Source organism: Niallia taxi (assembly GCF_032818155.1).
In the GTDB taxonomy this organism is placed as follows: domain Bacteria; phylum Bacillota; class Bacilli; order Bacillales; family Cytobacillaceae; genus Niallia; species Niallia taxi_A.
On record NZ_CP102589.1, the window covers coordinates 622,601 to 647,766 of the forward strand.

Consider the following 25,166-nt stretch of genomic DNA (forward strand, 5'->3'; position numbering starts at 1 on the left):
CATCTGGGCATAGCATATGTAAAGATAAATGCCCAGAAGGAGTGCGAAAACAATGTATCCAGAATATCCGTATTATGATCATAAGCAGGAAGTAAAGAATACACCAATTGCTTTTCCACCACAGCATCAGAACAGAATGCCAGGATTTGAGTATGAAATGAATCCACGGCCGATTTCCGAGAACCCTAACTATAAAGGCAGCGGCAAGCTAAAGGGAAAAGTAGCAATTATTACTGGCGGGGACAGCGGTATTGGCAGGGCAGCGGCATATGCCTTTGTAAAGGAAGGTGCAAAGGTCGTTATCGTTTACTTAAATGAACATAGAGATGCCCAAGAAACAGAGCAGAGAATCAACCAGCTTGGTGGAGAGAGCCTGTTCATTGCAGCAGATCTCAGAGTCGAGGAAAACGCTGCAGTTGTCGCACAGCAGGCAATCCAGCGCTTTGGCAAAATTGATATATTAGTCAATAATCACGCTGTCCAATTTGTACAAAAAAGCATTCTTGATATTACAAAGGAACAATTAACGAATACCTTTGAAACAAATATATTCTCATTCTTTTACTTAATAAAAGCAGTCCTGCCTCATTTAAAGGCGGGAAGCTCGATCATTAATACTACCTCTGTTACCGCTTATGAGGGAAATAAGGATTTAATCGATTACTCGGCAACAAAGGGAGCTATTCTTGCATTGACGAGATCATTGTCAATGTCATTGGCAAAAAAGAAAATCAGAGTGAATGCCATTGCGCCAGGACCAATTTGGACACCATTAATTCCAGCAAGCTTTTCTGAAAAGAATGTTATGACATTCGGGACAGATACGCCATGGAAAAGGGCAGGCCAGCCTTTTGAGCTCGCACCTGCTTATGTTTATTTAGCTTCAGATGACTCTGGCTACACGACAGGGGAAGTAATTCATATAAATGGCGGTCAGATGGTAACGACATAAAAATGGCAACAAAAAAGATGAGGAAGTTTATGCCTCATCTTTTTTTAATAAAAAATCTGGATGATCCAGTTCATAAAATTGTCTATAACGTTCGTTTCCAAGAAGCTCTTGATGTGTGCCTCTCATTACAATTTTGCCTGCTTCCATAAATAAGATTTCATCCATCTGCTCCACCCCAACTAAATGGTGAGTAATCCAGATGATTGACTTACCTGCTAGGGAGGCAAAAATGGTCTGAAGCAGTTCCTTTTCTGTACGAGGGTCCAAGCTTGCATTCGGTTCGTCTAATATGACAACCGGCGTGTCCTTTAAGAGAATTCTAGCTAAAGCGACACGCTGTCTTTCACCACCAGAAAAGCGCTGGCCTGTTTCCTGCATAAAGGTATCAAGTCCATCTGGCAGTTTGTTCACTAAGTCTTGCAGCTGTGCTAGTTTAATTGCCGCAGTCAACTCATTTTCCCCCACGTCATCTGAGCCTAGCAGCAAATTATTTCTTAGTGTTGTATCAAATAGATGGGGACTCTGGTTTAAAACAGAAATAATCGCTGAAGTATCCTCCTGATGAAGTCCAGCATCCTTCCCGTTATAGGTTACCTTTCCATTCTTTGTGGTGATAACCCCTTGAATAAGCTTTAACAATGTTGATTTTCCTGCACCGCTCCTGCCAATCAAAGCAATTTTTTTTCCTTGGGGAATATCAATATTTACATTTTTGACAGAGGGGGTATCCCCTTTCTCATAGGTATAAGAGACATTTTCCAGTTTAATATGGATAGAATTTTCCTTTGGCGCCATTTTGTGCTGGCTAGCTTTATTTTCAGAGCCTTCCAGCCTTTTTAGTCTGTTTAAGGAATCTTGATATCCTGGGATTCTCTCAAACGCTTCAGAAACAACTAGAAAGGCGTCCAGTATTGGCAGTGCAACTAATACAATGGCAGCAATCATCGCAACAGGAATATGTCCTTCTGCATATTGTCCAGCAGCCCAAAATAGCAAAGAGGTAATTACTAATGCTGAAACTGCCTGCTGGGCAAAATTACGCCATCTCGAAAAGCGGGTCAGTTTAAGGTTTACATCTGCTGCTAAGGCTTCATCTCTTTCATAGGAGGATATAAAGCTGTTTGAGCGGCCACTAATAACCCAGTCTGTTATGCCTAAAATACTGTCAGTCAGCTTTTGATAAAGGCCATTTCTGCGCTGCTTATATTCTGTCTGGCTTTTCTTCATCAGCAGCAGAGAACAAACTGGAAATACAACAAGTAGCAGCGCTAAATAAAATGCCATAAGCATGGCAAAGGGGATATCGAGAATACCGATAACACAAATTGTCATGATATATAAAACACATGCAGCTATTGTCGGAAAAATCGTCCTTAAATAAATATACTGAAGCTGTTCAATATCCTCTGCAAGAATGCCAAGCATATCACCCATTTTGAAGCGGCTCTTAATGAAAAGTGCCTGTGGCTCTAAAATTCCATATAGCTTTATACGCATTTTCGATAATATTCTTAAAACAGCATCATGGCCCGCGAGCCTTTCTAAATAGCTGAACACAGCACGGCTGATTCCAAATGCTCTAACTCCTACAATCGGAATATACACCATTAGAATGTTTTCAATCGGCATGGCAGATCTGCTGATTAAATAGCCTGAAGTAAAGGTGAGCATTGCTCCTGTGCCCAGTGCTAATATGCTTAATAAGAGAATGATGATAATTCGTCCAGCATTCTCTTTCATAAATGGCAATATCCATTTGTCTTCTCTCATGCTTAGCAGCTCCTTTATTGAATCAGCAGCCTGTAATAGCAGCCTTTTGCCGCTACAAGCTCTTCGTGTGTGCCAGTTTCAACTATTTTTCCGTTATCTAGTACAAGGATTTTATCCATATTCTTCATCCAGTGAAGTCGATGTGTTGCAAGGAAAACAAGCCTCTGTTCAAACAATGGCAGCATTGTCTCCTTTAACTCAAATTCTGTTTCAATATCTAAGTGTGACGTTGGTTCATCCAACAGCATAACTTTTCGGTCTGTCAGAAAGGCCCTTGCTAAGGCAATGCGCTGTTCTTGTCCGCCACTAAGTGTTCTGCCGCCATCACCAAGCATCTCGTCAAGGCCATGCGGAAGGGATTGATATAATGTCTCCAATCCTGTTGCTCTTAATGCAGCTTTAATTTCATCATCCTCTGCTCCAGGTTGATAAAAGGCAATATTCTCTCTGAGTGTCATGCTGAATATATAGGGAGATTGTGGTATATAGACTGTTTTCTGCCGCCACTCCTCAGTCATAAGACTTGGTATCTCCTTGTTATTTAACAGAATTTCACCTTCTGTATTACTCGTAAAGCCGCTGAGTAAATCAATTAGTGTTGATTTCCCTGCACCGCTTTCTCCGACAATACCGACCTTTTTGCAGCCAGCAATTTGGAAGGATAGACTCTCAAGTGTAAGATTCTCCGCACTGCTGTGACGATATCCTACTTGATTAAATGCAATATTCGAAATATCCTGCATAGCTGATACAGTTGTTTTTGACATGCTATTGCTTTCCTCGTGAAGTATTGCCAATATGGCTTCGCCTGCTTCTTTTCCATTTAAAGTGGCATGATAGTCTGCTCCAACCATCCTTACTGGAAGAAAATATTCAGGTGCCATAATTAAAATCATTAATGCCGGCAACAGCAGCAAGTCACCGCCAATAAGGCGTACACCTAAATTAACTGCTACAGAAGCAACAGATAATGATGTAAAAAAGTCCAGTGAAAAGGAGGATAAAAAGGCGACACGAAGTGTTTTCATCGTGGCAGTCCGATATTGCTCACTCACTTTTTCAATATTGTCACTGTGTTTTTTGCTTTTTCCTAAAAATTTAAGTGTTTCCAATCCTCTTAATGAATCAAGGAAGTGATTGGAAAGAATCCGGTAAGTAGCAAGCTGCTTATTCATTTGTCCCTTTGCTGCCAGTCCAACGAGAATGAGGAAACCAATTAGAATCGGCATTGTGATTGTCAGAATGATGCCTGCAATCCAATCCAACCAATATACATACAGCAATATCATTGGAGGAATGACGGAGGTTCCCACCATCCTCGGAAGGATAAGTTCAACATACCCTTTATATTGAGAAATTCCTTCCAACACAAGTGTCGATATGTTTCCACTGCCTTGTTTCTTTGTATATTTCGGTCCAAGCTCAAACAGTTTTTTTATTAGGCGTGATCTAAGTTCTCTACTTGTTTTTTCGGCAAAACGGGCAGAGATGCTTTGCTGGAATAATTGAAGGAGGTGGCGTGCCAGAAATGCCAACAAGAACAATATGATTGTTTCATATTGTTCTTGAATTCCTTCTCCATTAAATAAAGAGGTGATGGCCTCTGCAAGCCATTTGGCTTGCAGAATGATTGCAGCACCTTGAAAGATTGTTGCGAAAGTTAGCAATGTAAGAATCGGCTTGATTCCTTTTGACTTCATTAAGTTTTTGTCCATCAGTACTCCAGATGAGACTTTTCTGTTACACGTTTACGGAATACAATATAGCTCCAAATTTGATACCCTAGCACAAAAGGCAGCAGGGTAAGTGCGACAATTGTCATCACCGTTAAGGAGTAATGCCCGGAGGCTGCATTGGAGACCGTTAAGCTGAATGAGCTGTTGATTGAGCTGATCATCAGTCTTGGGAATAAGCCGATAAAAATAGATATAAAGGAGAGGGCAATGACAGCACCTGTCATTCCAAATGCCCAGCCATCCTTTTTCCTAGATATGAAATATCCACTAAGAACAAAGGCAATTACACCGATTCCGAACAAGAAGGAAAGGATGGTGCCTTGTCTTTCAAAGATATCTGTTTTGATATATGTCATTACAGTAAATGCTGTTAATAAAATGCCTAATGGCGGCAGCAGCTTTTGACCAAGATTACGGGCGCGGTCTTGCAAATCACCGACAGTCCGAATTGTTGTAAACATAAGCCCGTGAACAAGACAAAGCATAAGTACAGTAATGCCGCCTGTTAATGTGTAGACATTAACGATATCGAAAAAGCCGGCATTAAGCTCCATGTTTTTATCAATCGGCAGTCCTTGTATGAAGCAAGCAAACACAACCCCAAACAAAAGGGGAGGAAGGAGACTGCCTAAAAATATACAGATGTCCCAACTCTTTTTCCAGATAGGGTGATTGCCCTTTGCTCGGAACTCAAAACCTGTTGCACGAATAATTAAAGCAAGCAGCACGACGACAAGCGGAGTATAAAATCCGCTGAACAGTGTTGCATACCAATGAGGAAAGGCAGCGAATAGCGCTCCTCCTGCTGTTATCAGCCAAACCTCGTTTGCGTCCCAGAATGGACCGATTGTATTAATAAGAATTCGTCTTTCCATATCATTTCTAGCAATTAACTGTGTGGACATGCCAACACCGAAATCAAAGCCTTCCAGAAAGAAGAATCCAATGAATAAGACAGCAACTAATATAAACCAAAGTACACCTAGATCAAACATGGAAACCCTCCTTTGCAAATGGGTCGTTGTTGATTTTTTGTTCTTCAGCGTCCATTTTGTACGGACCCTTTTTGATTACCTTCACATAAAGGAAAATCATGATTACAGCCAGAATCGCATAGACGGTGCAGAACGTTATGATGGAAAATAAGACTTGACCGGCACTGACGCTTGGGCTAATACTGTCTGCTGTTTGCATAAGACCAAACACTGTCCAAGGCTGCCTGCCGATTTCTGTCATAATCCATCCTGAAGTATTGGCTATAAATGGCAAGGATATACCTGCCACCATAAAACGGTAGAACCACTTATTTGGTTTAGTAACGAGTTTCTTTTTCCAAGCTAAGAAAACACCGTAAATGCCAAGCACAAACATGGCAACACCAGCAACAACCATGATGCGGAAGCTCCAAAACGTTGTTTTAACAGGAGGAATATAGTTTCCTTCGCCGTATTTTTGCTCATATTCTGCTTGAAGCTCATTCATACCTTTTACACTGCCATCCAACGTATTATAGGAAAGAATGCTGAGCAGATAAGGTATTTTAATTTCACCAGTATTTTCTTTTTTATCGACATTAATAAACGCGGAAACAGTCCAAGATGCTGGATCATCGCTATGCTCCCAAAGCCCTTCACTTGCTGCCATTTTCATCGGCTGTGTTTCTACAAGATATTGAGCTTGTGCATGACCTGCCACCATTGTTAAAAATGTTGAAATTAATGCAACTGTAATACCAATTTGGAATGACTTTTTAAAGAAAGAAACATCTTGTTTTTTCAATAGTTTAATTGCACTTATCCCTGTAACAAGGAAAGCTCCTGTTGCCAAAGCTCCGAGAACTGTATGGGGGATTTCAACAAGTGCCTGCCCATTTGTCAGCAGCGCCAAAAAGTCATTCATTTCCGCTCTGCCGTTGTTGATTTCATAACCGACAGGATGCTGCATAAAGCTGTTTGCAACAAGAATAAAGAAGGCAGACATGATTGTACCGAAAGATGTCAGCCAAATACAGGCAAGGTGCACCTTTTTTGATAACCGATCCCAGCCGAAAATCCAAAGTCCAATAAAGGTGGATTCCAGAAAGAAGGCAAGCAATGCTTCAATCGCAAGAGGAGCACCGAAAACATCTCCTACAAAACGAGAGTAGTTTGACCAATTCATGCCAAACTGGAATTCCTGAAGGATTCCTGTAACGATTCCGATGACAAAGTTAATAAGAAATAATTTCCCCCAAAATTTTGCCATTCTTTTATATTCTTCATTACCGCTTCTAACGTACATTGTTTCCATAATAGCAATCATGAAAACTAAGCCGATAGAAATTGGCACGAAGAAGAAATGAAAGATGGTGGTGGAAGCGAATTGTAAACGTGATAAAAACACCATATCCATGTGTTTTCCTCCTTGTTCTAAAATATTTTTGTGAAGATGTGAACATGATAAGTAAAATTGCGACAAATATCGTTGACTAAGCACATAAAAAATAAATAAACGTGTTGGATTAGAATACAAATTGATGTGGCCATCTGTTGAAGCTAGTCTTCTCACCTAGGAAGAAAAGCTGGTATAAAGATGTTTGTGCCGTTATCGTCTCCCTTTTCGAAATGATAGCTATATCATAATGAAAAAGGATTATTTTGCGTTATAAATCATAAAGTGTTTGAAAAGTGTTCACATTTTTAGTTCACAATTATGACAAATATAACCTTCTTTGTTGGAGCATTATGGGACAAAGCGGGGAGTTATTAAAATAGGTGAATCCATGTTATCATAGAGGTATTGGCTGAAAATGCTGTTAAAGGCTTTTTTTTAGGACAGGTTGGAAGCGCTATATATGAATAGCCTTTCCTGCCACAAATAAATAAAAAGGGTGTTTTTTAAATGGTAAAATGTATTGCTATTGATATGGATGGTACGCTGCTGACTTCTGCTCAGGAAATTACAGCAGAAAACCGTGAGGCGATAAAACTTGCTCAAGAGAGCGGGGTTGAAGTAGTGATTGCAACAGGCCGTGCTTATGAAGAGGCAGGGGACTTGTTGAAGGATGCTGGCATCATTACACCGATGATTTGTGCAAATGGGGCAGAAATCCGCACTAGCGCTCATGAAGTAATCCAAACAAATCCATTAAGCAAGGACCTTGCAAAGGAAGTTGCTGAAATTTTGCATAGTCATCAAGTTTATTATGAAGTGTATACGAATAAAGGAACATATACATTAGATAAGACAATGGCCAGATCATTGATTATGGATATTTTTACTGTGAATGGTCATGTAAAGGATATGGATATGGATGAAATTAAGAAGGCTGCTGAGGAGCGTCTGCAGGAGGTTAATCAGCTTGACAGCTATGCTGTTTTGTTTGAGGATGAGTCCCAAGTTATTTATAAGCTGCTGGCATTCCACTTCGAACCAGTCACATTAAATGAGGTAAGAGAGAAGCTGAAGGGAAATTCGAAGCTTGCAGTCAGTGCATCAGGCAAGGAAAATATTGAAATAACAGCTGTTGAAGCCCAAAAGGGTATCGCGTTAGAGGAATTTGTTGACGCAAGAGGCATCTCCTTACAAGACACGATGGCAATTGGCGACAATTATAATGACCTTTCTATGATGCTAAAGGTTGGAAGAGCAGTCGCAATGGGAAATGCCGATGAAGAAATCCAAAGACAGTGTCACTTTGTCACAGCAACGAATGAGGAAAGTGGCGTTGGTAAGGCAATTAAGCTTGCACTTGAGGTTTAAGCTCACAAATACATATAAAGAAAAACCCTTTTTAGCCTGCAGGCAAAAAGGGTTTTTCTATTGTTTCTAGCTTTTAGGCGCAAGACCAGCCAAGATGAACTGAATCGTTCGTTCAATTTCTGCCTCATCATCCCAGTGAATGTCAGGAAGAATGAGGTGCCTGGCAATAAAGTATCCAAAGATAGAGGTAATTGCTAAACGTACTGCCGACATGCTGGGAATGTCTAGTACATCTCCTTTTTCCTTATAAAAATCCATTATTTCATTTAAGCGCTTGAACACCTTTGAGGCTATTTGATCAATGAATATCTCCCTCAAATCTTGATGGAAAGGGATTTCTTGTATAAGAATCTTAAATAGAGCATCGTTTTTCTGAAGAAATTCCATGCGGTTTTTAACGACCGCTCGAAGAAATTCCTCAAAGCTGTGATGCTCGGCATCGAGTACCTTGTTAAAATCCTTGAGAACAATTGGGGCAATCAGCTTTGACACCATTGGAGAAAGAAGCTTTAGCAGCAAGTCTTTTTTCGTCTTGTAATGGCGGAAAATGGTTCCTTCGGCAACACCAGCCTTCTTGGCAATTTCACTCGTGGAGGTCGCTGCAAACCCCTTCTCGGAAAATGCTTCAATGGCAGCGGCAATTATCTTTTTCTGTTTTTCAGTCACATTATCTTCATCCTTTAAGATGAAATCTAATATGTTTTCTTGGTCACTCATGAGACGCTCCTTTAACTTCAGGATCTTTCCTCTATTGTACAACGAAGTATAGAGAAAACCTATCCGGAAATCCCAACACCCAATTTGTTATATTTTGCGATACCTCTTTAATGCTGCTATATTAATAACAATAAACAGCAGGGAAAAACAAAGCAGTATAATGAGTGGTTCTGCGATACTTCCTAGTCCTTTTCCTCTAATCATAACGTCCTTCAGTGCATCACCAGCGTAGTACAATGGAGTGATATTAGAAATCCAGCTGATGTAGCGCGATATCGTTTCTAATGGAAATAGTCCAGAAAAGAACACCTGTGGTACGACAATAATCGGAATAAACTGGATCATCTGCAGTTCATTTTTAGCGAATGTAGATAACAGAATACCAAGTGTCAATGCTGTTAAAGACAGAATTAACGTTGTCAAAAGCACTAAGAGGATGGATCCTTCATTCATCATCCCAAGTATATAAACTGCATAGAAAACAATGATGGCAGACTGAATCATTGTAAATAACCCAAACCCTATTACATAGGACAGAACAAACTCCCATCTCCTGACAGGACTAGACAGAAGCCTTTCCAATGTACCAGATGTTCTTTCTCTTAAAAAGGAGACCCCTGCAACAAGGAACACAAAGAAAAAAGCAAAAAAACCAAGAAGGATAGGGCCGAAGGAGTCGAATTGACTCATGTCTGTTTCCCCATATAAGGCATTTACCTTAATATCTGGACTAGCTGCACCTGTTGATGGAAAGGCTGTTCGAATCTTTTCTACTACCGATTTGCTAATGCTTGGATCGCTGCCTTCCACCATGATGTGTATCGTACTACCGACTTGTAGATAACCGTCAATTTTACCTGCGGCTAAGTCTTTTTGTGCTGCTGCTTCTGTTTTATATTTGCTTGTTGCATTATCAGGAAGTGCTTCCTCTAGCTTGCTTGGGGCATTAATAAGACCTATTTCAGGTTCGTAGCTGTCACTGTTAAAAACGAGATGAACCATTGTCAAAATAAAGATTGGTGCAAGAATCATCATTGCGACGGTTCGTTTATCACGGTAAAACTGCTGTAAAATCCGTATAACTAACGCTCTAATTCTCATCCTCGACCCCTCCATAAAATAAGAATGCTTCCTCCATTGTTTGCGTATTACTGCGCCTTATCAATTGCTTTGGGGAATCTATTGCAATGATTTTGCCATTGCGAATCATTGCAAGCCTGTCGCATTTTTCCGCTTCATCCATAACATGTGTTGTGACGATAATGGAGGTTCCTGACTCTTTAAGCTGACGGAATGTTTCCCAAATACTTTTGCGAAGAACAGGGTCAATACCGACAGTAGGTTCATCTAAAATAAGCAGCTTAGGTTTATTTAAAAGGGCAATACAAATAGATAATCTTCTTTTCATGCCACCTGAATATTGTGCTACTGGTTTATGAAGCTGGTCAGAAAGATTTACAAGCTGTGCGGTCTCTTCAAACCTATCCTTTTGTTGCAACTTGCTTAGACCATACAAACGGGCAAAAAACTGGAGGTTTTCTAATGCGGTTAAATCATGATAAAGGGCATCAGCTTGAGCCATATAGCCAATTTGCTCGATGATTTCTAAATTAGGCATTGTTGTTCCAAGTACAGATACATTGCCACTATCAGGAGATTCGAGCCCAATGATTGCTTTTACAAGTGTTGTTTTACCAGCTCCAGATGGACCAAGCAATCCTAATATTTCGCCTTGCTGGACCTCCATATCAATATTTTCTAATACAGGACGTTTGCCAAAGGCCTTGGAGAGATGATTTACAAATAAAACCGGATTAACATCCATATTAACTCCTCCTGTTAATAAAAGTGAGTAATTACTCACTTTTATCATAAAGTTAATCCCTTTGATTGTAAAGTGAGTAATCACTCATTTTTTAAAAAGTTAAAATAGGCTTAATCCAACCTTTTCTTTTTTAAAAATATGCATGATAAGAAAATAGAGTCTTTTATAAAAATCGGTTATACTTATAAAAAGCATTTAAGAAGAGATTAATAGATAGAAAATATATTAGAGGTGGAAAAAATGGCAGACTTTCGTGCAAGTGTCATTATAACAGAACCCGTAGATGTTGTTTTTGCCTACTTTGCCAATATGAGCTATGCGCCAGAGTACATGAGCAATGTCGAGGAAACAGAAAAGCTCACAGATGGACCTGTCGGGGTTGGAACTAAATATAGGGAATTAAGAAAAGTGCGTGGAAAAAACGCAACAGCTGAAATAGAATATCTTGCTTATGAAAAAAACGTTGCAATTAAGCGAAGAAGCAACTCAAACGGGCTTCTTGTTGACTATGATTATCGCTTTGCTGAGATTCAAGAAGGTACTCAGGTTGAGTTTGAAGGAAAGGTACATGTGAAGGGCTTAATGATGAGACTCACAAAAAGGGTGCTTGTCAATATCATTAAGACAGAGGATGGCGACCATGTCCAAAGAGCGAAGGAACTACTTGAAAGTGAAGAATCCAGTTTGGAGATTAATAGAGAATATTAAAAAAAAGGATGCGGATGCATCCTTTTTTATTTGAACTTGTAAGTCCAAAGTCTTTCTGTATACAGTCGTTCAAGTATTGCTGGATCTTGGTTTTTTAAACCTTCTTGCAACGATAAAGCATAGAGCTGTGTTTGTGAACGATGTGCCGCAATTGTAGCAATTTTCTTTTCTGCGAAGTTTTGGACATCAATGTGAACATCTGGCTCACCTAAGTCCTCTATGCAATTACGGGAAAAGGCAAGACAAAGCAGCTTTGGTCTTTGCGCTGGGTCCATTTTCTCTAACGTTCTAACTACAGCCTCTGCTGTTGCATCGTGATCTGGATGAACAGAGTATCCAGGATAGAAAGAAATAATCAAGGATGGGTTCAATTCTTCAATCAAACCTGTGAATTCATTGACAAGGACGGATTCATCTAAGAATTCGATTGTCTTATCTCTATAGCCCAACATTCTTAAGTCTTCAAGGCCAAGCACTCTAGCTGCCTCCATAAGTTCCTCTCTGCGAACATCTGGCAACGTTTCTCTTGTTGCAAATGGAGGACTTCCAAGATTCCTGCCCATTTGTCCCAGTGTCAGACAAGCATATGTGACAGGCGTTCCGTCATGTATATACTTTGCAATAGTTCCAGAAACACTAAAAGCTTCATCATCTGGATGGGGAAAGATGACTAAAACATGTCTTTCTTTTTCCAATATTATTTCCTCCTGTCTTATTAATAATTAATCAAACGGTTTATCACTAATTTGCAAAGCTACAGCAAGCTTTCCTGTAAAATCAAGACCAGCCAAAAGCAGGCGTCCTTTATCATCCACCTCATAATGGTTGATTCCCTCTGCATAAATCCAACCAATCTCAGTTTTAAGTCCTACTCGATATGGTCCTTCACCAGTGATTTTTCCATATTCATAAACAAGCTTTGCATTGCGGATGTAGGCACCTGAATTAAAGAAGTTTTCATCATTATGATTTGCATAAGCACCATTTGTTGTTTCTAAATGAATATAAACTTCCTTGTTTGCCTTATCATTAATTTGCTCTTGAACCTTATCAGCTTGAACAAACTCCATGCTATCCCTCCTTAGGTTTTACTTAAACAGTAGCACCGTTTCTTTCATTGCGGTAAGCACCATGCATTGTTGGACCGACATATTCATTCAGCTTAAAGCCATTGCTGATTGCAGCAGTAATGAAATCCTTAGCTACTTGCACAGCTTCTTCCACTGATTTGCCCTTTGCAAGCTCTGCTGTTATAGCAGCAGAATTAGTGCAGCCAGCACCGTGCGTATATGTTGTATCGACAAGTTCGCTTTCTAGAATGGTGAAATCTTTTCCATCATAAAGAACATCTACAGCTTTTGCATGATTTAATTTACTGCCGCCTTTAATCAACACATATTTTGGTCCTAAAGCATGGATTTTAACTGCAGCTTCCTTCATATCATCGACAGTTTTAATCGGATGATCTGTTTTAGCCAATTGCCAAGCTTCGAACAGGTTAGGTGTTACTACAGTAGCTCTTGGAACTAATAGTTCTCTTAAAGCATCAGCAGTTTCCGGGTGAAGTACTTCGTCTTCTCCTTTACAAACCATAACAGGGTCAATGACAACATGTTTTACTTTATTCTCATCAATCATTTTTGCCGCTTCTTCAATGATTTCCACAGAACCAAGCATGCCTGTTTTCATTGCATCAATTCCAACAGAAAGAACAGTTTCCAATTGAGATTTTACTGTATCAATATTTTGTGGGAAAACATTATGATGCCAATGGTTTTTCGGGTCCATCGTAACAATTGTTGTCAAAGCAGTCATTCCATAAACTCCTAGTTCTTGGAATGTCTTTAAATCAGCTTGAATACCTGCGCCTCCACTCGTATCAGATCCAGCTAAAGTTAATACTTTTTTCATGTTTATAAGCCCTCCTATGTAATCTCATTAATGAATTATTAATGATCGATGGAATTCATGGTAATTCGTAATAGACTAATGATACTACTATTTACTTTTTTTTTCATTAAGTTCGCATTAATAGACATATCCTTTAAGATGCCACTGATTGTGAAAGTGTATGCGAGTATATTTGGAAAAAGGAAAAAATAATCAAAAAACTGTCATAAAGCCGTCACTTCTGCGCGGTTAAAAAGGTTGAAATAAGTAAAAAAGTTCGGTTTAATTAAAAATAAAACGTTAATAGTGAATTTACAGTAGAAATGATAAAAGGGAATTTTCTTCTTAGGATGGATGTTTTTTATAAGGTTTGAAGTGAAGAAATGTCAGAATATAGCCATTTTTACCTGATAGTTTAAAAGAATATAAGTAAAGGAGCCGGCTATGAACTATCGAATTGTCCATACACCTATAGTTATCCAAGATGTGATTGATCTTGTCACAAGCAGAAATGCAGGGGCCATCACCACCTTTATAGGAACAGTAAGGGAAATAACAGGGAATAAAAAAACAGTATGGCTTTCCTATGAAGCGTATGAGCCAATGGCTATAAAAAAGCTTGAGGAAATTGGTCTTGAAATAAAAGAGAAATGGCAGGAGGCAAAGGTAGCCATATTTCATCGGGTCGGTGAGCTGGAAATAACAGATATAGCAGTTGTCATCGCAGTTTCGACACCGCACAGAAATGATGCATATGAGGCAAACCGCTATGCGATTGAGAGAATTAAGGAAATAGTGCCAATCTGGAAAAAGGAACACTGGGAAGATGGAGAAGAATGGATAGGTGATCAAAAGCAGACAAAGGCCTATCCGAGCGGCAAGCCGGAAGGAGTCGATGTAAATGAATAAACTGCTTTTTTTTGCAGGCTTGAAGGAGATTATTAACGCTGATTATTTAGAGATGGACTTGACAGGAAAAACGGTAAGAGAAGCAAAGGCTGAGCTTTTGGCGACTTACAGTGATCTGCCGTTAAATTCAGTTATGACAGCAATTAACGAAGAATTTGCTCTAGATGATGACATTATTGAAAAAAATGACATTATTGCATTTATACCGCCTGTAAGCGGTGGGTGAGAGGGGCAGGAAAATGGAAGCTAATCGCTATTCGAGACAAACGCTGTTTCCTCAAATAGGAGCTTTAGGGCAAGCGAAAATTCAAAAGAAGCATGTTCTTATTATTGGGGCCGGCGCACTTGGGTCAGGATCTGCAGAAATGCTTGTCAGAGCTGGTGTCGGCAAGCTGACAATAATAGATAGGGATTATGTGGAGCTAAGCAATTTGCAGCGGCAGCAGCTATATACAGAAGAGGATGCAAATGAAAAGGTACCAAAAGCAATTGCGGCTGAAAAAAGGCTGAAAGCTATCAATACCGAGGCGGTTATTACCCCGATAGTGGCAGAGGCAACAAAGGAATTAGTAGAAGAATATTTGGAAGCTGCAGATCTTTTAATAGATGCTACTGATAATTTTGAGACGAGAATGCTTTTGAACGATTTGGCGTTATTTCATCAAACCCCTTGGATATATGGTGCTTGTGTGGGAAGCTCCGGCATGTGCTTCACCATTATTCCAGAAGAGACCCCATGTCTCCATTGCCTGCTTCACACCCTTCCTGTGCAAGGGATGACCTGTGATACTGTTGGAATTATTGCCCCTGCTGTTCAGATGGTTGTGTCACACCAGGTTACAGAGGCGCTCAAAATTTTAGTGGAAGACAGACAGGCCTTAAGAGGGAGTTTATTTCATTTTGACCTTTGGACAAATGAATATTCAAACATGAAGGTTTCTCGCGCCAAAAACCCATCCTGCCAAACATGCGGAACGAACCGCATCTATCCGTTTCTGAGGGGTGAAAATCGAACGAAAACAGCTGTTTTATGTGGGCGAGATACAGTCCAAATAAGACCCCCAAAACAAAAGAAGCTCTCATTAAATAAGCTGGCAGCTAGTTTAAAACAGAACGGTTATCATGTAAAAGCCAATCCGTTTTTGCTGTCTGTTGAAATGGATGGAAACAGGATTGTTCTGTTTGAGGATGGCAGAGCACTCGTACATAATACAAAAGACACGGTGTTTGCAAGGTCCTTATACGATAAACTGCTTGGTTAAACATAAAAAGGTCAGCCCATATTATGGGCTGACCTTTGCTATTATTGCTGGTGGCCAACGATAACTAGTTTGCCTGTGTCCAGCACTTCCTCATATTTTTCTGCTTCCATTTCAGTCAATCCAACAGATTGCATTTTAGAGCGAAGCTCGTCTCCTCTTTTTCGGAAGACATTTCCGATTGTGTCCATTAAGCCTTGCTCCTTCATGCTGACATCGCCAGTATCTGTGGCAGCTGTCAAATCCTCTGAACGATCTTTGTCATGGGCGAAAATATAAATATTTTCCTTTGTATATCCTTGGTTTTCCAATTGGTTAATTACGTTAGTTGCTTGTACACCATTCTCCACTACTTCTACTTTATACATATCTAATTCCTCCTTAGAGTTTGTATAGAGCATCTGTCGCTCTGTCTAGTTATTATTTATCCACTTTTGTCAATAGTAAAACCTATTTTTTTCGAAAACTAGTAAATTGGTAAAATGATACAAGCACCAAAAACGCCACTTTCGACAAATTCCCCTATATAATGAATACTATAAAATACGTATAAAAAGGGGAGAAGGAATGAAAAGAAAAGATTGGAAACAAGCAAATCGTGAACAAGCAGCAGCTGTTATGGGAGCAGAAAGACGCTCTTATTTTCCGAGAATTGGATTTTTTAATAAAACAAAACGACAAATCAAACGGTCATTTTTTTTAATAGTTATCCTGTTTCTCCTAGCAGCAGCTGTCATTGTTTGGTGGAAAACGACGTTGGTAAATGAGCCAGCAATAAAGCAAGGAAGCTTTGTTGAGCAGATGAAGGATTTATCCTCATTAGCGACATCCCAAGCGTTCGTTAAGGTTATTTTGGAGAAGGAGGACAATGAGATATTTGGAAAAGAAATCAGTGCAAACCTGCCTGGAACGCAACGGAAAATCCTTCTCGTTGTTCCTGGATCTGTAACTGCAGGTGTCGATTTAGATGGACTTGAATCTGACCGTATAACGGTTGATGAGAATAATAAAGAGATTAGCCTGAAGCTTCCGCATGCTGAATTTTTGCAAGAGCCTTCTATAGACTTTGATCAAGTAGAAACGTATTCTATTTCGGGACTTTTTAGAGGAGATGTTGATTGGGAGGAAGGTTATCAGCTTGCAGCAGAGGCTAAAGAGGAAATAAAGAAAGAGGCAGAGTCCCAAGGGGTTTTAGCAAAGGCTGAGGCAAATGCGGAAAAGTCACTAAAGGAATTTTATAGCCAACTAGGATATAGTGTTAAAGTAGAATATACAGAAGACTAAAGGAATGGTTAACCATGTTGGATTTTATTAATAATGACTGGCAGTTATTGTTAGAGCGCGAACGAAAAAAAGAGTATTTTACTAGACTAGAAGACTTTTTGTTAGAGGAGTACAGCAAGCATACGATTTATCCTGCAAAGGAGGATATTTATAACAGCTTAAAATATACTCCGTATAATGAAGTGAAGGTTGTATTTTTAGGGCAGGATCCTTATCATGGTCCTCACCAGGCGCACGGGTTGAGCTTTTCAGTTAAACCAGGTGTTAAGAAGCCGCCTTCCCTAGTTAATATTTTTAAAGAGCTGCAAGCCGATATCGGCTGTTCCATTCCGGAAAATGGCTATTTAAAGGATTGGGCAATACAGGGCATCCTTATGCTCAACACAGTTCTTACAGTAAGAGACGGTAAGGCTAATTCCCATCGCGGAAAGGGCTGGGAAGTATTCACAAATGAGATAATCAAAGAGTTAAATGAAAGACAGGAACCAGTAGTATTTGTTTTATGGGGAAAACCGGCACAAGAGAAAATGAAGCTTATTGATACAAACAGACACCGGATTATTACTTCAAGTCATCCGAGTCCATTATCAGCTTACAGGGGCTTCTTTGGAAGCAAGCCTTTCTCTCAAATTAACGCCATATTAGCAGATTTGGGTACAAAACCGATAAATTGGTGTGCAGATGATTGTTTTGATAAGGAATAATATAATAAAATAAGAGGTGGACTATAGACTAGTCCGCCCTTTTTGATGGGGAGAGTAAGATGACTGAGCAAAAGAGGATTGATTGCTTTAAATGCAAGCATTTTTATGTAACATGGGATTCTCGATTCCCAAAAGGGTGCAAAGCCTTTGAATTTAAAGGCAGGGCGCTTCCATCCGTTGAAGTGAAGAGGGCATCAGGACAAGACTGTCTCCGCTTCACGAACAAATAAACGCGGCAGCAAAAGAAGGAAGGATTATAACATGAACATTTCTGTCCAAAAACTATTGGCAAAAATAGAAGACCAGCTCAAGGAAGCAAAAGCAAGCGGAAGTGAGGCAACTATTCGGGAGCGGGTATATGCTATTAAATCATTATGCGAGCTTGTTTTGGAGCAGGAGGGTGGCAACAGTTCAAACGTAACTTACAGCCAGCCGGTACAGCAGCCAGTATTAATTCAGCCTTCCCCTGTTCCAATGCAGCAGATGCAGCCAGTTCAGCAAATGCAACAAATGCAGACGCCAAAATTGAATACAGACGAAGGGAATGGCGATTCTTTATTTGATTTCTAGGAAATGAGGAGAATGTATGAAAATTTTTATCATTATTGGTGCAATTAGTGCGTTATTATCTGTCGCAATAGGTGCTTTCGGGTCACATGGCCTTGAAGGAAAGATTCCCGAAAAGTATTTGGAGATTTGGAAGACAGGTGTACAATATCAAATGTTTCATAGTATGGGTCTGATTATTGTCGGCATCCTTATGAGTAAGTTCCCTGAAAACAGCCTTTTGCCTTGGGCAGGCTGGCTGATGCTTGCTGGAATTGTCTTTTTTGCAGGAAGCCTTTATGTATTGGCTATCACACAAGTAGGAATTTTGGGAGCAATCACGCCAATTGGAGGCGTGGCATTTATTGTTGCTTGGCTTCTTATCGTAATTGCCGCTGTGAAGTATTTGTAATCAGCATGAAGATGTTTAAAAGCCGCCCTACTTGGGCGGCTTTTAGTTTTGATCTTTATCTAGGCGCATTAAAAGTTAAGTTTGGTGCACCTGCAGCATAAGGATATTCGTATTCAATTTCTTCATCAAATGTTACATAATCGAGGTAAATCATTGGAATAAGGTAGCGCTGACCTGTTTGTGGGTCACTTAAGATAAGATGGTCACGTCCAGCTGCTTCAATAAGCCCTTTGAAAATTTTTGCATTCCATTCGCGGTTGTTCTCAAACGTTGTGTAGACAGTGGCAAGCTTTCCTTTGTTTAATCGCAAAATGTTTTCTATATAAGAAGCTTCTAAAGGTAATTGGCCTGGCAGGGAAGGTGCTGTTGGCTGAGTATTGCCTTGAGGCTGTATGTACGGTGCCTGTGTGCCATAGCCAGGCTGTGGTGCCGTACCAAAAAACTGTCCTGGAGCTGCTCCTTGACTGCCAGGCAATGCTTGACCCTGCTGTCCTGTTCCATAGCCTTGTGGGAAACCATAACCTTGGTTTCGCCCGTCTTGATAAGGGTAATAATTAGACTGACTCATTTTCATCCCTCCATCTTTTAAAAAAACAACATTTCTTATTTCAACCTCATGAACATTCATAATTTAAAAAGCTGGGCTGCTTGCTCACTATTCCATCCTATGAGAGAGTGATGGAAGATATTCCTCGGCGGATAAAGAAAATTAAGAAGAAAAAACCCCACTTGTCTTTAAAAGATAAGTAGGGTTTATAAAACATAAGTCTCAGATTATACTTCCAAGAATGCTGGTATATCTGTAAGGATATTGCCGACAAAGAACGAACCGAATTCGCCATAGCGAGCACTCACTTCATCGAAACGCATTTCGTAAACAAGCTTTTTGAATTGGAGAACATCATCAGCGAATAAAGTAACTCCCCACTCATAATCGTCAAAGCCGACAGATCCAGTAATGATTTGCTTCACTTTGCCTGCATATTGGCGGCCAATCATACCATGACTTCTCATCAGGCTCTTACGATCATCCATCGGAAGCATGTACCAGTTGTCGTCTCCTTGACGGCGTTTATCCATTGGGTAGAAGCAGACATATTTAGATTCTGGAAGAATCGGATATAGTCTAGCCTTTACATGAGGATTCTCATATGGGTCCTCATCTGAATCAGATGGAAGATAATTGCTCAATTCTACTACAGAAACATAGGAATGAGCTGGGATAGTGAATTCAGCCAGCTTCGTTTTATTGAATTCTGTTTCGATTTGCTGTAATTCTTCCATTGTTGGGCGTAAAATCATCATCATGAAATCTGCCTTTTGTCCAACAATATTATAAATAGCGTGGCTACCTTGTTTATCAGTTTGAACAGTAGTCCATTTCTCTAATAAGCCTAGAAATTCATTAATGGCTGCTTGTCTTTCTTCAGCAGGCACCATTTTCCATGTTGTCCAATCCATTGTACGGAAATCATGAAGGCAATACCAGCCATCAAGTGTTTTTGCTGCTTCGCTCATTGCTACCACTCCTTGATAATAATTCTCATATAAATTTACTATATCATAGTTTCTCCATATTAGTTGTGAATAAAACTTGAACATTTCTTCTTTCGGTAGCTTAAAGTAAAATCTTGCATGAAATGAGAGCAGGAGGGGAAAATATATCAGGGTGTTATGCTACAGAATTAAAGCTTTTTGACCCTATTAGAACACAAAATAGCGTCTATTTTAGCAAATGGCATTGTTTTTTAAAATATTGGTATAATTCCTTGAATTTTTAGCGAGGAAGAGTATCCTATAGTATGTATACATAAAGGAGGAATTCAATAATGAGCGACCTATTTACTGGCCTTAAGGAAAAAGTGAAGGGCCAAAATCTTAAAATTGTCTTTCCAGAAGGATTGGACGAAAGAATTTTAAAAGCTGCTGGCCGTTTGGCAGAAGAGAATATATTAACACCAATTTTAATCGGTGATATACAAGAAGTGCAAACAAAAGCTGAAAACTTAGGTGTTTCTTTACAAAACGCAGAAATCTATGATCCGAAAAGCTATGCACAATTCGATGCATTAGTAGCTTCCTTTGTAGAAAGAAGAAAAGGAAAAGCAACAGAAGAGGATGCGCGTAAAGCACTTCTTGATGAAAATTACTTCGGAACAATGCTTGTTTATGCTAACCAAGCAGATGGTTTAGTTAGTGGTGCGATTCATTCAACTGCTGACACTGTACGTCCTGCATTACAAATCATTAAAACAAAAGAAGGCGTCAAGAAAACTTCTGGCGTATTCATCATGGTTCGTGAAGACGAGAAATATGTATTTGCAGACTGTGCAATCAATATTAATCCTGATAGTTCAGACCTTGCAGAAATTGCAGTTGAAAGTGCAAAAACTGCAAGAATGTTCGATATCGACCCTCGTGTTGCAATGTTGAGCTTCTCTACTAAAGGTTCTGCAAAATCTCCAGAAACAGAAAAAGTAGAAGGTGCACTTGCTGAAGCGAAGCTAAAGGATCCTTTACTTGTAATCGACGGAGAATTCCAATTTGATGCTGCTTTCGTTCCGTCTGTTGCGAAACAAAAAGCTCCTGATTCTCCTATCCAAGGTGATGCAAATGTATTTGTATTCCCAAGCTTGGAAGCAGGTAATATCGGTTATAAAATTGCCCAAAGATTAGGTAATTTCGAGGCAGTTGGACCAATCCTTCAAGGATTAAACCGCCCTGTAAACGACCTTTCTCGCGGATGTAATGAAGAAGATGTGTACAAGCTTGCATTGATTACTGCAGGACAAAGCATCAGCCATTAATTTTAAACAAAACTATTCATCTTCAGTTAATTTATGTCTGTAGGTGAATAGTTTTTTCTTGTATAATAAAGTGATGTAAATGCAAAGCTTGTATTACTAGCATTATTTTATTTTTTCCTTATGAAGGAGCTTTACAATGATGGAAAACAACAGTTTGTTAATGCAGAAGAAATGGAGAATTATTGACCAGTCCAGCACCGGCTTGCATGTTTCTCCACTGCACTCTTTTGGTATGGATGATACATTATGTGCCTCAGTCGGCAGTGGTATGACTCCAGCAACAGCGAGGACATGGGTGCATGGTAAGTCGATTATATTAGGAATCCAGGATACGAGACTGCCTCATTTAAAGGATGCTTTGTCCTACCTAGAAAAGGAAGGCTATCATTATATCGTCAGAAACTCTGGAGGCCTTGCAGTTGTTCTTGATGAAGGAGTACTCAATATTTCTCTTATCCTTCCAGAACAGGAAAAGAGCATCGACATTAACAGTGGCTATGATACTATGTGGGAATTGATCAAGTATATGTTCGCTGATTTTCATAAAAACATTGAAGCAAAGGAAATTGTAGGCTCCTATTGTCCTGGTAGCTATGATTTAAGTATAGATGGGAAGAAATTCGCAGGGATTTCGCAAAGAAGGCTAAGAAGTGGGGTTGCTGTTCAAATCTATCTTTGTGTTTCTGGAAGTGGACAAAAACGGGCAGAAATCATCAAGAGGTTCTATGAGATTGGTAAGCAAGGTGAAGAAACAAAGTTTGTTTATCCTGATTTAAAGCCTGAGGTGATGGCTTCTCTATCTGAATTATTTGGGATGGAGCTTACAGTAGATCAAGTGCTGACAAGGCTTCTTTATTCCTTAAAAGACCATGCAGAATTTCTTTTTGCAGATCAGCTTCAAGGAGAAGAGCTACCTTCGTTTGATGCTTATTATGAGCGTGTCGTAGAACGCAATGAAAAATTTCTTGCTCCTTTTAGAGATTGAAAAAGAGGATTATAGATGGATAGTGCGTCCCTTTGGTTCGGGGCGTTTTTATCGATCTATAATCCTCTTTTATGTTTAACGAGAATGGTTGCCAAACCAGACTTTAAGGCATATTTAGAATGAAACTATTCAGCAAGCTTTTCTAGGTTTCCGTTCCGGTCCATCTTGAACTTCGTTGCAGGGCGTTCATCTTCTTCCAAAACGACCAGCTTTCTTGCTCTGTTCATGATTTTAAGCAATGTTTCATAATCTTCCTGAATTGTTTCTGAATTGCTCTCCAGCTTATCCAATTTCCCTTCCAATTCCTGATTGCGGCCTTTCAGCATCGCCATTTCTCTTTTTAATCTTTCATTCTCGCTTTTTAGAACATCTACTTGAAGCTGAGAATGACGGAAATTTTGTAAGTAAGAAAGCACTGTGTCAAAATCAAGACTGTTAGTGTTTGCAGGAACACTTTTGTAAATAGGTGTTTGTGTTTCCTGCGGAGCAGCAAGCAGCATTTGTTCTGGAACGGTTGCTTCGAAGCTTGGAGCAGCCTCTGTTTCTTGCATATCTATATCTTGCATTTCAAATGAAGCAAATTCCATGCTAGTGGACACTGTTAAAGCCTCTAAGTCATCAACAGTAGGCACAGGTGGTGAATATAAAAGCTTCTTCTTCCCGCCCTGATCCTTGCCGAGAATTCTTTGGCGCTGTTTACGCTGCTTTTTTGCTAATTGCAGTGCTTTTTCATATTGATGGCGAACTACTGCGTTCCAGCGGAATCCGCAAGCTGCCGATGTGCGATTAAGCTTGTCCCCAACTTCTTCAAAAGCATTTAATTGTGTGCTTCCTTCTCTGACGTGGCGCAAAACTGTTTCTGCTAGCAATAAATCGTTTTCTTCTGACCAAGCATCTTGGCGTATTTTCATATCACTCAACTCCCGATTTCTTTCGATAAATAAGTATTTCTAGTTACATCATTGCCACCAAGACGCTTATTTATACAAACGAAATACAAGGATAGTAGATTTTTTTATAGAGCGAAAGAAAAGTCATTAGAATGCTTTAGTTGCCTTTCTCTAGTGAACTTTCATTCTGGATAAAAAACGCAGTCACAAGTGCTAAAATACTTGTAATAAATCCATAAAGGAAAAGGTGGTGGATGCCTGTCATGAAGACTGCCTGACTAGTAAGCAGCGCCCCCATTATCGTTACACCGATGGAAGTTCCCATATTTCGGCAGAACATGAAGAAGGATGTAGAAATACCTTTTTCATGAGGTCCAACTAAAGCTTGTGAGCCAATGACACCGACTGTTGACAGCAGACCAAATGATAGTCCTTGAATAAGCATGATGCTGAATGTGTACACAAAGCCATGCGTATCATTCAGCAGTACAAGCATCAACCCTGATAACACAAGCAGTGCATTGCCGATGATTAGTAGAATACGATAGCCGTATTTTAGTATCCATTTTCCTGCAGGCACAGATACAAGCATCCAGCCAATAGCTACACCTAATAAGGCAATTCCACTCATAAAGGGAGAAAGGCCAGCTTCGTCCTGAAGGAAAAGGGGAATATAGCTTGAAGTGCCAAACAGTGCCAATGTCCCAATAAAACCGTTAATATAGATCCATGTAATTGTCTTCTTCTTAAAGATAGATAGCGGGACAATCGGAGATTTTTGCTTTCTTTCAAACAAGTAAAAAGCAATTAATAACACTACTCCAACAAGCCCGTAGTAGACCTGTCCATCTTCTACTAATGTTATTAACAGAAGGGAAGTGATTGCCGCCCCAAACAAGATTGCGCCAATATAATCGACACTCGCCTTTTTCGGCTCATAGTCCTCTTTATAAGGCAGCAATGTCAAAAAAGCCACTATGCAAACTGGCAGGTTAACGAAGAATATCCATCTCCATGTCAAAAATTCTACAAATAGAGATCCAAGCAGTGGTGCAAGTATTGCAGATAACCCCCACATTGCTGTAAATAACGATTGAATCTTACCTCTTTTTTCAATTGGAAACAAATCGCCAGCGATGATAGCAGGAAATGGCATCATAAAGCCTGCACCCATACCTTGAAGTGCTCTGAACAATATAAGCTGGACCATATCATCAGCAATCCCGCATAATAATGAGCCTACTAAAAATAAAAGTATGCCGAACCCAAATACCCTTTTTCTACCAAATATATCCGAAAGCCTACCTGCGATAGGAGAGAGGATGGTGCTAGTAATCATATAGGAGGCAAACGACCATGCGTATAAGTCGAATCTCCCCAGTTCTTTAGCAATGATTGGCATTGTCGTATTCATTATCGTTGTATCTATAGAAGCAACGAGCATGGCGAGGACAATGCTGACCATGACTAATGTTCTGCTTTTTGTCATATTTATACCTCCTTAAATTCCAGATGAATTATACCGTAATTTACCGTGGAAACATAGGTGTTTGCTCAATATTAAAAAAACGCAGGGAAAGGGCGCCATAGAGAGCTTTTTCTCTTCTTTGACTACATAGCTAGGGTGAGTTGAAACAAACCAAAGAGCTGCTTTTTTCGAGCGGTTTTGACAATAGTTTGCATCTTGCATTGATGTAGAAGAAGGGGTAAAATACCATATAGCAATATAACGAACTTATGAATATCTTAACTAGCAAAGAGATGTTTGAAATAGAAAGGGTTGTCAAGATGGCAAACGAATTTAGAGTTTGCGACGATTGTCAGGCAGTGAACTTGAAAACGCTAATACCGCGTCTGAAAGAAATTGATCCAGATGCAAAGATAGATATTGGCTGCCAATCCTATTGTGGACCAGGTCGCAAAAAAACATTTGCTTTTGTCAATAATCGTCCGCTTGCAGCATTAACGGAAGAGGAATTGATGGGTAAAGTAAATACTAAGCTAAAGAAATAATTCTATAATGGCTTAACA

General features: G+C 39.7%; 29 protein-coding genes. 14 read left to right on the top strand and 15 right to left on the bottom strand.

Translation table 11 applies throughout. The annotated features are described in order from the left end of the window. Nucleotides 1-52 precede the first annotated feature (52 nt). Entirely contained in the window at nucleotides 53-952 is a 900-nt protein-coding gene (locus tag NQZ71_RS03110) for an SDR family oxidoreductase (protein WP_260054264.1), read from the top strand. A gap of 27 nt (nucleotides 953-979) precedes the next feature. On the opposite strand, the gene cydC is transcribed toward NQZ71_RS03110, so the two are convergent. Genes cydC through NQZ71_RS03130 form a run of 4 tightly spaced genes read right to left on the bottom strand, consistent with a single transcriptional unit; the run spans nucleotide 980 to nucleotide 6,849 of the window. After that, nucleotides 980-2,722 carry a thiol reductant ABC exporter subunit CydC gene (cydC, locus tag NQZ71_RS03115; RefSeq protein ID WP_317011282.1) on the bottom strand — a complete coding sequence of 581 codons (1,743 nt, stop codon included), beginning with the start codon at nucleotides 2,720-2,722 and terminating at the stop codon, nucleotides 980-982. 14 nt (nucleotides 2,723-2,736) lie between these two features. After that, a complete protein-coding gene (gene cydD, locus NQZ71_RS03120) occupies nucleotides 2,737-4,437 on the bottom strand; it encodes a thiol reductant ABC exporter subunit CydD (RefSeq protein ID WP_260054265.1) in 1,701 nt (566 codons plus the stop codon). Continuing rightward, nucleotides 4,437-5,453, bottom strand: coding sequence for a cytochrome d ubiquinol oxidase subunit II (cydB, locus tag NQZ71_RS03125; protein ID WP_127738943.1), 1,017 nt, complete (start codon nucleotides 5,451-5,453; stop codon nucleotides 4,437-4,439). The genes cydD and cydB overlap by 1 nt, the downstream gene beginning before the upstream one ends. Beyond that, the gene (locus NQZ71_RS03130; protein WP_275008299.1) at nucleotides 5,446-6,849 is read right to left on the bottom strand and encodes a cytochrome ubiquinol oxidase subunit I; all 1,404 of its coding nucleotides are present in this window, start codon (nucleotides 6,847-6,849) and stop codon (nucleotides 5,446-5,448) included. Before NQZ71_RS03130 ends, cydB begins: the two co-directional genes overlap by 8 nt. 489 nt (nucleotides 6,850-7,338) lie before the next feature. Here NQZ71_RS03130 and NQZ71_RS03135 point away from each other — a divergent pair, with 489 nt between their 5' ends. After that, on the top strand, nucleotides 7,339-8,199 hold the full coding sequence (locus NQZ71_RS03135) for a Cof-type HAD-IIB family hydrolase (RefSeq protein ID WP_144455088.1): 861 nt from the start codon (nucleotides 7,339-7,341) through the stop codon (nucleotides 8,197-8,199). Between the two features lie 66 nt (nucleotides 8,200-8,265). On the opposite strand, the gene NQZ71_RS03140 is transcribed toward NQZ71_RS03135, so the two are convergent. The 3 genes from NQZ71_RS03140 to NQZ71_RS03150 form a co-directional block, all read right to left on the bottom strand. Further along, complete coding sequence (locus NQZ71_RS03140; RefSeq protein ID WP_317011283.1) at nucleotides 8,266-8,916, bottom strand: TetR/AcrR family transcriptional regulator; 651 nt, start codon at nucleotides 8,914-8,916, stop codon at nucleotides 8,266-8,268. Between the two features lie 87 nt (nucleotides 8,917-9,003). Next, nucleotides 9,004-10,017: an ABC transporter permease gene (locus tag NQZ71_RS03145; RefSeq protein WP_317011284.1), complete on the bottom strand. Its 1,014-nt coding sequence runs from the start codon at nucleotides 10,015-10,017 to the stop codon at nucleotides 9,004-9,006. Next, nucleotides 10,007-10,741 (bottom strand): ABC transporter ATP-binding protein, encoded by a 735-nt coding sequence (locus NQZ71_RS03150; protein ID WP_317011285.1) that lies wholly within the window; start codon nucleotides 10,739-10,741, stop codon nucleotides 10,007-10,009. Before NQZ71_RS03150 ends, NQZ71_RS03145 begins: the two co-directional genes overlap by 11 nt. Before the next feature lie 240 nt (nucleotides 10,742-10,981). Here NQZ71_RS03150 and NQZ71_RS03155 point away from each other — a divergent pair, with 240 nt between their 5' ends. After that, complete coding sequence (locus tag NQZ71_RS03155) at nucleotides 10,982-11,449, top strand: SRPBCC family protein (protein ID WP_144455092.1); 468 nt, start codon at nucleotides 10,982-10,984, stop codon at nucleotides 11,447-11,449. 26 nt (nucleotides 11,450-11,475) lie between these two features. On the opposite strand, the gene bshB2 is transcribed toward NQZ71_RS03155, so the two are convergent. The 3 genes from bshB2 to pdxK are packed head-to-tail and all read right to left on the bottom strand — an operon-like array spanning nucleotide 11,476 to nucleotide 13,366. Next, complete coding sequence (gene bshB2, locus NQZ71_RS03160; RefSeq protein WP_144455093.1) at nucleotides 11,476-12,144, bottom strand: bacillithiol biosynthesis deacetylase BshB2; 669 nt, start codon at nucleotides 12,142-12,144, stop codon at nucleotides 11,476-11,478. A gap of 27 nt (nucleotides 12,145-12,171) precedes the next feature. Beyond that, nucleotides 12,172-12,519: a YojF family protein gene (locus tag NQZ71_RS03165; RefSeq protein WP_144455094.1), complete on the bottom strand. Its 348-nt coding sequence runs from the start codon at nucleotides 12,517-12,519 to the stop codon at nucleotides 12,172-12,174. Between the two features lie 22 nt (nucleotides 12,520-12,541). Continuing rightward, on the bottom strand, nucleotides 12,542-13,366 hold the full coding sequence (gene pdxK, locus NQZ71_RS03170) for a pyridoxine/pyridoxal/pyridoxamine kinase (RefSeq protein ID WP_186304062.1): 825 nt from the start codon (nucleotides 13,364-13,366) through the stop codon (nucleotides 12,542-12,544). A 417-nt stretch (nucleotides 13,367-13,783) separates the two neighbouring features. On the opposite strand from pdxK, the gene NQZ71_RS03175 reads away from it, so the two are divergent. Genes NQZ71_RS03175 through NQZ71_RS03185 form a run of 3 tightly spaced genes read left to right on the top strand, consistent with a single transcriptional unit; the run spans nucleotide 13,784 to nucleotide 15,510 of the window. Then, nucleotides 13,784-14,248: a molybdenum cofactor biosynthesis protein MoaE gene (locus NQZ71_RS03175; protein WP_144455096.1), complete on the top strand. Its 465-nt coding sequence runs from the start codon at nucleotides 13,784-13,786 to the stop codon at nucleotides 14,246-14,248. Continuing rightward, complete coding sequence (locus NQZ71_RS03180) at nucleotides 14,241-14,474, top strand: MoaD/ThiS family protein (RefSeq protein ID WP_144455097.1); 234 nt, start codon at nucleotides 14,241-14,243, stop codon at nucleotides 14,472-14,474. The genes NQZ71_RS03175 and NQZ71_RS03180 overlap by 8 nt, the downstream gene beginning before the upstream one ends. Before the next feature lie 13 nt (nucleotides 14,475-14,487). Further along, complete coding sequence (locus NQZ71_RS03185) at nucleotides 14,488-15,510, top strand: MoeB/ThiF family adenylyltransferase (protein ID WP_144455098.1); 1,023 nt, start codon at nucleotides 14,488-14,490, stop codon at nucleotides 15,508-15,510. Between the two features lie 41 nt (nucleotides 15,511-15,551). On the opposite strand, the gene NQZ71_RS03190 is transcribed toward NQZ71_RS03185, so the two are convergent. After that, the gene (locus tag NQZ71_RS03190; protein WP_127738956.1) at nucleotides 15,552-15,875 is read right to left on the bottom strand and encodes a YflT domain-containing protein; all 324 of its coding nucleotides are present in this window, start codon (nucleotides 15,873-15,875) and stop codon (nucleotides 15,552-15,554) included. Nucleotides 15,876-16,074: 199 nt separating this feature from the next. On the opposite strand from NQZ71_RS03190, the gene NQZ71_RS03195 reads away from it, so the two are divergent. The 5 genes from NQZ71_RS03195 to NQZ71_RS03215 are packed head-to-tail and all read left to right on the top strand — an operon-like array spanning nucleotide 16,075 to nucleotide 18,453. Continuing rightward, entirely contained in the window at nucleotides 16,075-16,791 is a 717-nt protein-coding gene (locus NQZ71_RS03195) for a DUF4230 domain-containing protein (protein ID WP_260054274.1), read from the top strand. A 14-nt stretch (nucleotides 16,792-16,805) separates the two neighbouring features. Beyond that, entirely contained in the window at nucleotides 16,806-17,495 is a 690-nt protein-coding gene (locus NQZ71_RS03200) for a uracil-DNA glycosylase (RefSeq protein WP_260054275.1), read from the top strand. 59 nt (nucleotides 17,496-17,554) lie between these two features. Continuing rightward, nucleotides 17,555-17,725 carry a uracil-DNA glycosylase gene (locus NQZ71_RS03205; protein WP_127738959.1) on the top strand — a complete coding sequence of 57 codons (171 nt, stop codon included), beginning with the start codon at nucleotides 17,555-17,557 and terminating at the stop codon, nucleotides 17,723-17,725. Nucleotides 17,726-17,756: 31 nt separating this feature from the next. Further along, the gene (locus tag NQZ71_RS03210) at nucleotides 17,757-18,065 is read left to right on the top strand and encodes a YwdI family protein (protein ID WP_144455101.1); all 309 of its coding nucleotides are present in this window, start codon (nucleotides 17,757-17,759) and stop codon (nucleotides 18,063-18,065) included. A 16-nt stretch (nucleotides 18,066-18,081) separates the two neighbouring features. Next, on the top strand, nucleotides 18,082-18,453 hold the full coding sequence (locus NQZ71_RS03215) for a DUF423 domain-containing protein (protein WP_144455102.1): 372 nt from the start codon (nucleotides 18,082-18,084) through the stop codon (nucleotides 18,451-18,453). A 55-nt stretch (nucleotides 18,454-18,508) separates the two neighbouring features. Here the strand turns inward: NQZ71_RS03215 and gerQ are convergent, their stop codons facing one another. Continuing rightward, nucleotides 18,509-19,021, bottom strand: a complete 513-nt coding sequence (gene gerQ / locus NQZ71_RS03220; RefSeq protein WP_260054276.1) for a spore coat protein GerQ — start codon at nucleotides 19,019-19,021, stop codon at nucleotides 18,509-18,511. Nucleotides 19,022-19,227: 206 nt separating this feature from the next. Then, nucleotides 19,228-19,971, bottom strand: coding sequence for a hydrogen peroxide-dependent heme synthase (hemQ, locus tag NQZ71_RS03225; protein ID WP_260054277.1), 744 nt, complete (start codon nucleotides 19,969-19,971; stop codon nucleotides 19,228-19,230). A gap of 311 nt (nucleotides 19,972-20,282) precedes the next feature. On the opposite strand from hemQ, the gene pta reads away from it, so the two are divergent. Both pta and NQZ71_RS03235 read left to right on the top strand, forming a co-directional pair. After that, a complete protein-coding gene (gene pta, locus NQZ71_RS03230) occupies nucleotides 20,283-21,260 on the top strand; it encodes a phosphate acetyltransferase (protein WP_144455105.1) in 978 nt (325 codons plus the stop codon). Nucleotides 21,261-21,396: 136 nt separating this feature from the next. Further along, on the top strand, nucleotides 21,397-22,245 hold the full coding sequence (locus NQZ71_RS03235; RefSeq protein WP_144455106.1) for an octanoyl-[GcvH]:protein N-octanoyltransferase: 849 nt from the start codon (nucleotides 21,397-21,399) through the stop codon (nucleotides 22,243-22,245). A 125-nt stretch (nucleotides 22,246-22,370) separates the two neighbouring features. On the opposite strand, the gene NQZ71_RS03240 is transcribed toward NQZ71_RS03235, so the two are convergent. After that, nucleotides 22,371-23,156: an RsfA family transcriptional regulator gene (locus NQZ71_RS03240; RefSeq protein ID WP_144455107.1), complete on the bottom strand. Its 786-nt coding sequence runs from the start codon at nucleotides 23,154-23,156 to the stop codon at nucleotides 22,371-22,373. Nucleotides 23,157-23,292: 136 nt separating this feature from the next. Beyond that, the gene (locus NQZ71_RS03245; protein WP_317011287.1) at nucleotides 23,293-24,624 is read right to left on the bottom strand and encodes an MFS transporter; all 1,332 of its coding nucleotides are present in this window, start codon (nucleotides 24,622-24,624) and stop codon (nucleotides 23,293-23,295) included. A 299-nt stretch (nucleotides 24,625-24,923) separates the two neighbouring features. Between NQZ71_RS03245 and NQZ71_RS03250 the strand changes: the two genes are divergently transcribed. After that, the gene (locus tag NQZ71_RS03250) at nucleotides 24,924-25,148 is read left to right on the top strand and encodes a YuzB family protein (protein WP_144455109.1); all 225 of its coding nucleotides are present in this window, start codon (nucleotides 24,924-24,926) and stop codon (nucleotides 25,146-25,148) included. Nucleotides 25,149-25,166 lie beyond the last annotated feature (18 nt).

What these genes read in the sequence shown, in the direction of transcription:
- NQZ71_RS03185 (WP_144455098.1), top strand. Translation starts at nt 14,488, where the DNA reads ATGGAAGCTAATCGCTATTCGAGACAAACGCTGTTTCCTCAAATAGGA.
- gerQ (WP_260054276.1), bottom strand. Translation starts at nt 19,021, where the DNA reads ATGAGTCAGTCTAATTATTACCCTTATCAAGACGGGCGAAACCAAGGT.
- NQZ71_RS03250 (WP_144455109.1), top strand. Translation starts at nt 24,924, where the DNA reads ATGGCAAACGAATTTAGAGTTTGCGACGATTGTCAGGCAGTGAACTTG.
- NQZ71_RS03235 (WP_144455106.1), top strand. Translation starts at nt 21,397, where the DNA reads ATGATGGAAAACAACAGTTTGTTAATGCAGAAGAAATGGAGAATTATT.
- NQZ71_RS03175 (WP_144455096.1), top strand. Translation starts at nt 13,784, where the DNA reads ATGAACTATCGAATTGTCCATACACCTATAGTTATCCAAGATGTGATT.
- NQZ71_RS03205 (WP_127738959.1), top strand. Translation starts at nt 17,555, where the DNA reads ATGACTGAGCAAAAGAGGATTGATTGCTTTAAATGCAAGCATTTTTAT.
- NQZ71_RS03130 (WP_275008299.1), bottom strand. Translation starts at nt 6,849, where the DNA reads ATGGATATGGTGTTTTTATCACGTTTACAATTCGCTTCCACCACCATC.
- NQZ71_RS03150 (WP_317011285.1), bottom strand. Translation starts at nt 10,741, where the DNA reads ATGGATGTTAATCCGGTTTTATTTGTAAATCATCTCTCCAAGGCCTTT.
- cydB (WP_127738943.1), bottom strand. Translation starts at nt 5,453, where the DNA reads ATGTTTGATCTAGGTGTACTTTGGTTTATATTAGTTGCTGTCTTATTC.
- pta (WP_144455105.1), top strand. Translation starts at nt 20,283, where the DNA reads ATGAGCGACCTATTTACTGGCCTTAAGGAAAAAGTGAAGGGCCAAAAT.
- NQZ71_RS03110 (WP_260054264.1), top strand. Translation starts at nt 53, where the DNA reads ATGTATCCAGAATATCCGTATTATGATCATAAGCAGGAAGTAAAGAAT.
- NQZ71_RS03200 (WP_260054275.1), top strand. Translation starts at nt 16,806, where the DNA reads ATGTTGGATTTTATTAATAATGACTGGCAGTTATTGTTAGAGCGCGAA.
- NQZ71_RS03145 (WP_317011284.1), bottom strand. Translation starts at nt 10,017, where the DNA reads ATGAGAATTAGAGCGTTAGTTATACGGATTTTACAGCAGTTTTACCGT.
- NQZ71_RS03215 (WP_144455102.1), top strand. Translation starts at nt 18,082, where the DNA reads ATGAAAATTTTTATCATTATTGGTGCAATTAGTGCGTTATTATCTGTC.
- NQZ71_RS03210 (WP_144455101.1), top strand. Translation starts at nt 17,757, where the DNA reads ATGAACATTTCTGTCCAAAAACTATTGGCAAAAATAGAAGACCAGCTC.
- NQZ71_RS03240 (WP_144455107.1), bottom strand. Translation starts at nt 23,156, where the DNA reads ATGAAAATACGCCAAGATGCTTGGTCAGAAGAAAACGATTTATTGCTA.
- NQZ71_RS03245 (WP_317011287.1), bottom strand. Translation starts at nt 24,624, where the DNA reads ATGACAAAAAGCAGAACATTAGTCATGGTCAGCATTGTCCTCGCCATG.
- NQZ71_RS03140 (WP_317011283.1), bottom strand. Translation starts at nt 8,916, where the DNA reads ATGAGTGACCAAGAAAACATATTAGATTTCATCTTAAAGGATGAAGAT.
- cydC (WP_317011282.1), bottom strand. Translation starts at nt 2,722, where the DNA reads ATGAGAGAAGACAAATGGATATTGCCATTTATGAAAGAGAATGCTGGA.
- NQZ71_RS03155 (WP_144455092.1), top strand. Translation starts at nt 10,982, where the DNA reads ATGGCAGACTTTCGTGCAAGTGTCATTATAACAGAACCCGTAGATGTT.
- NQZ71_RS03180 (WP_144455097.1), top strand. Translation starts at nt 14,241, where the DNA reads ATGAATAAACTGCTTTTTTTTGCAGGCTTGAAGGAGATTATTAACGCT.
- NQZ71_RS03135 (WP_144455088.1), top strand. Translation starts at nt 7,339, where the DNA reads ATGGTAAAATGTATTGCTATTGATATGGATGGTACGCTGCTGACTTCT.
- NQZ71_RS03165 (WP_144455094.1), bottom strand. Translation starts at nt 12,519, where the DNA reads ATGGAGTTTGTTCAAGCTGATAAGGTTCAAGAGCAAATTAATGATAAG.
- NQZ71_RS03195 (WP_260054274.1), top strand. Translation starts at nt 16,075, where the DNA reads ATGAAAAGAAAAGATTGGAAACAAGCAAATCGTGAACAAGCAGCAGCT.
- NQZ71_RS03190 (WP_127738956.1), bottom strand. Translation starts at nt 15,875, where the DNA reads ATGTATAAAGTAGAAGTAGTGGAGAATGGTGTACAAGCAACTAACGTA.
- hemQ (WP_260054277.1), bottom strand. Translation starts at nt 19,971, where the DNA reads ATGAGCGAAGCAGCAAAAACACTTGATGGCTGGTATTGCCTTCATGAT.
- cydD (WP_260054265.1), bottom strand. Translation starts at nt 4,437, where the DNA reads ATGGACAAAAACTTAATGAAGTCAAAAGGAATCAAGCCGATTCTTACA.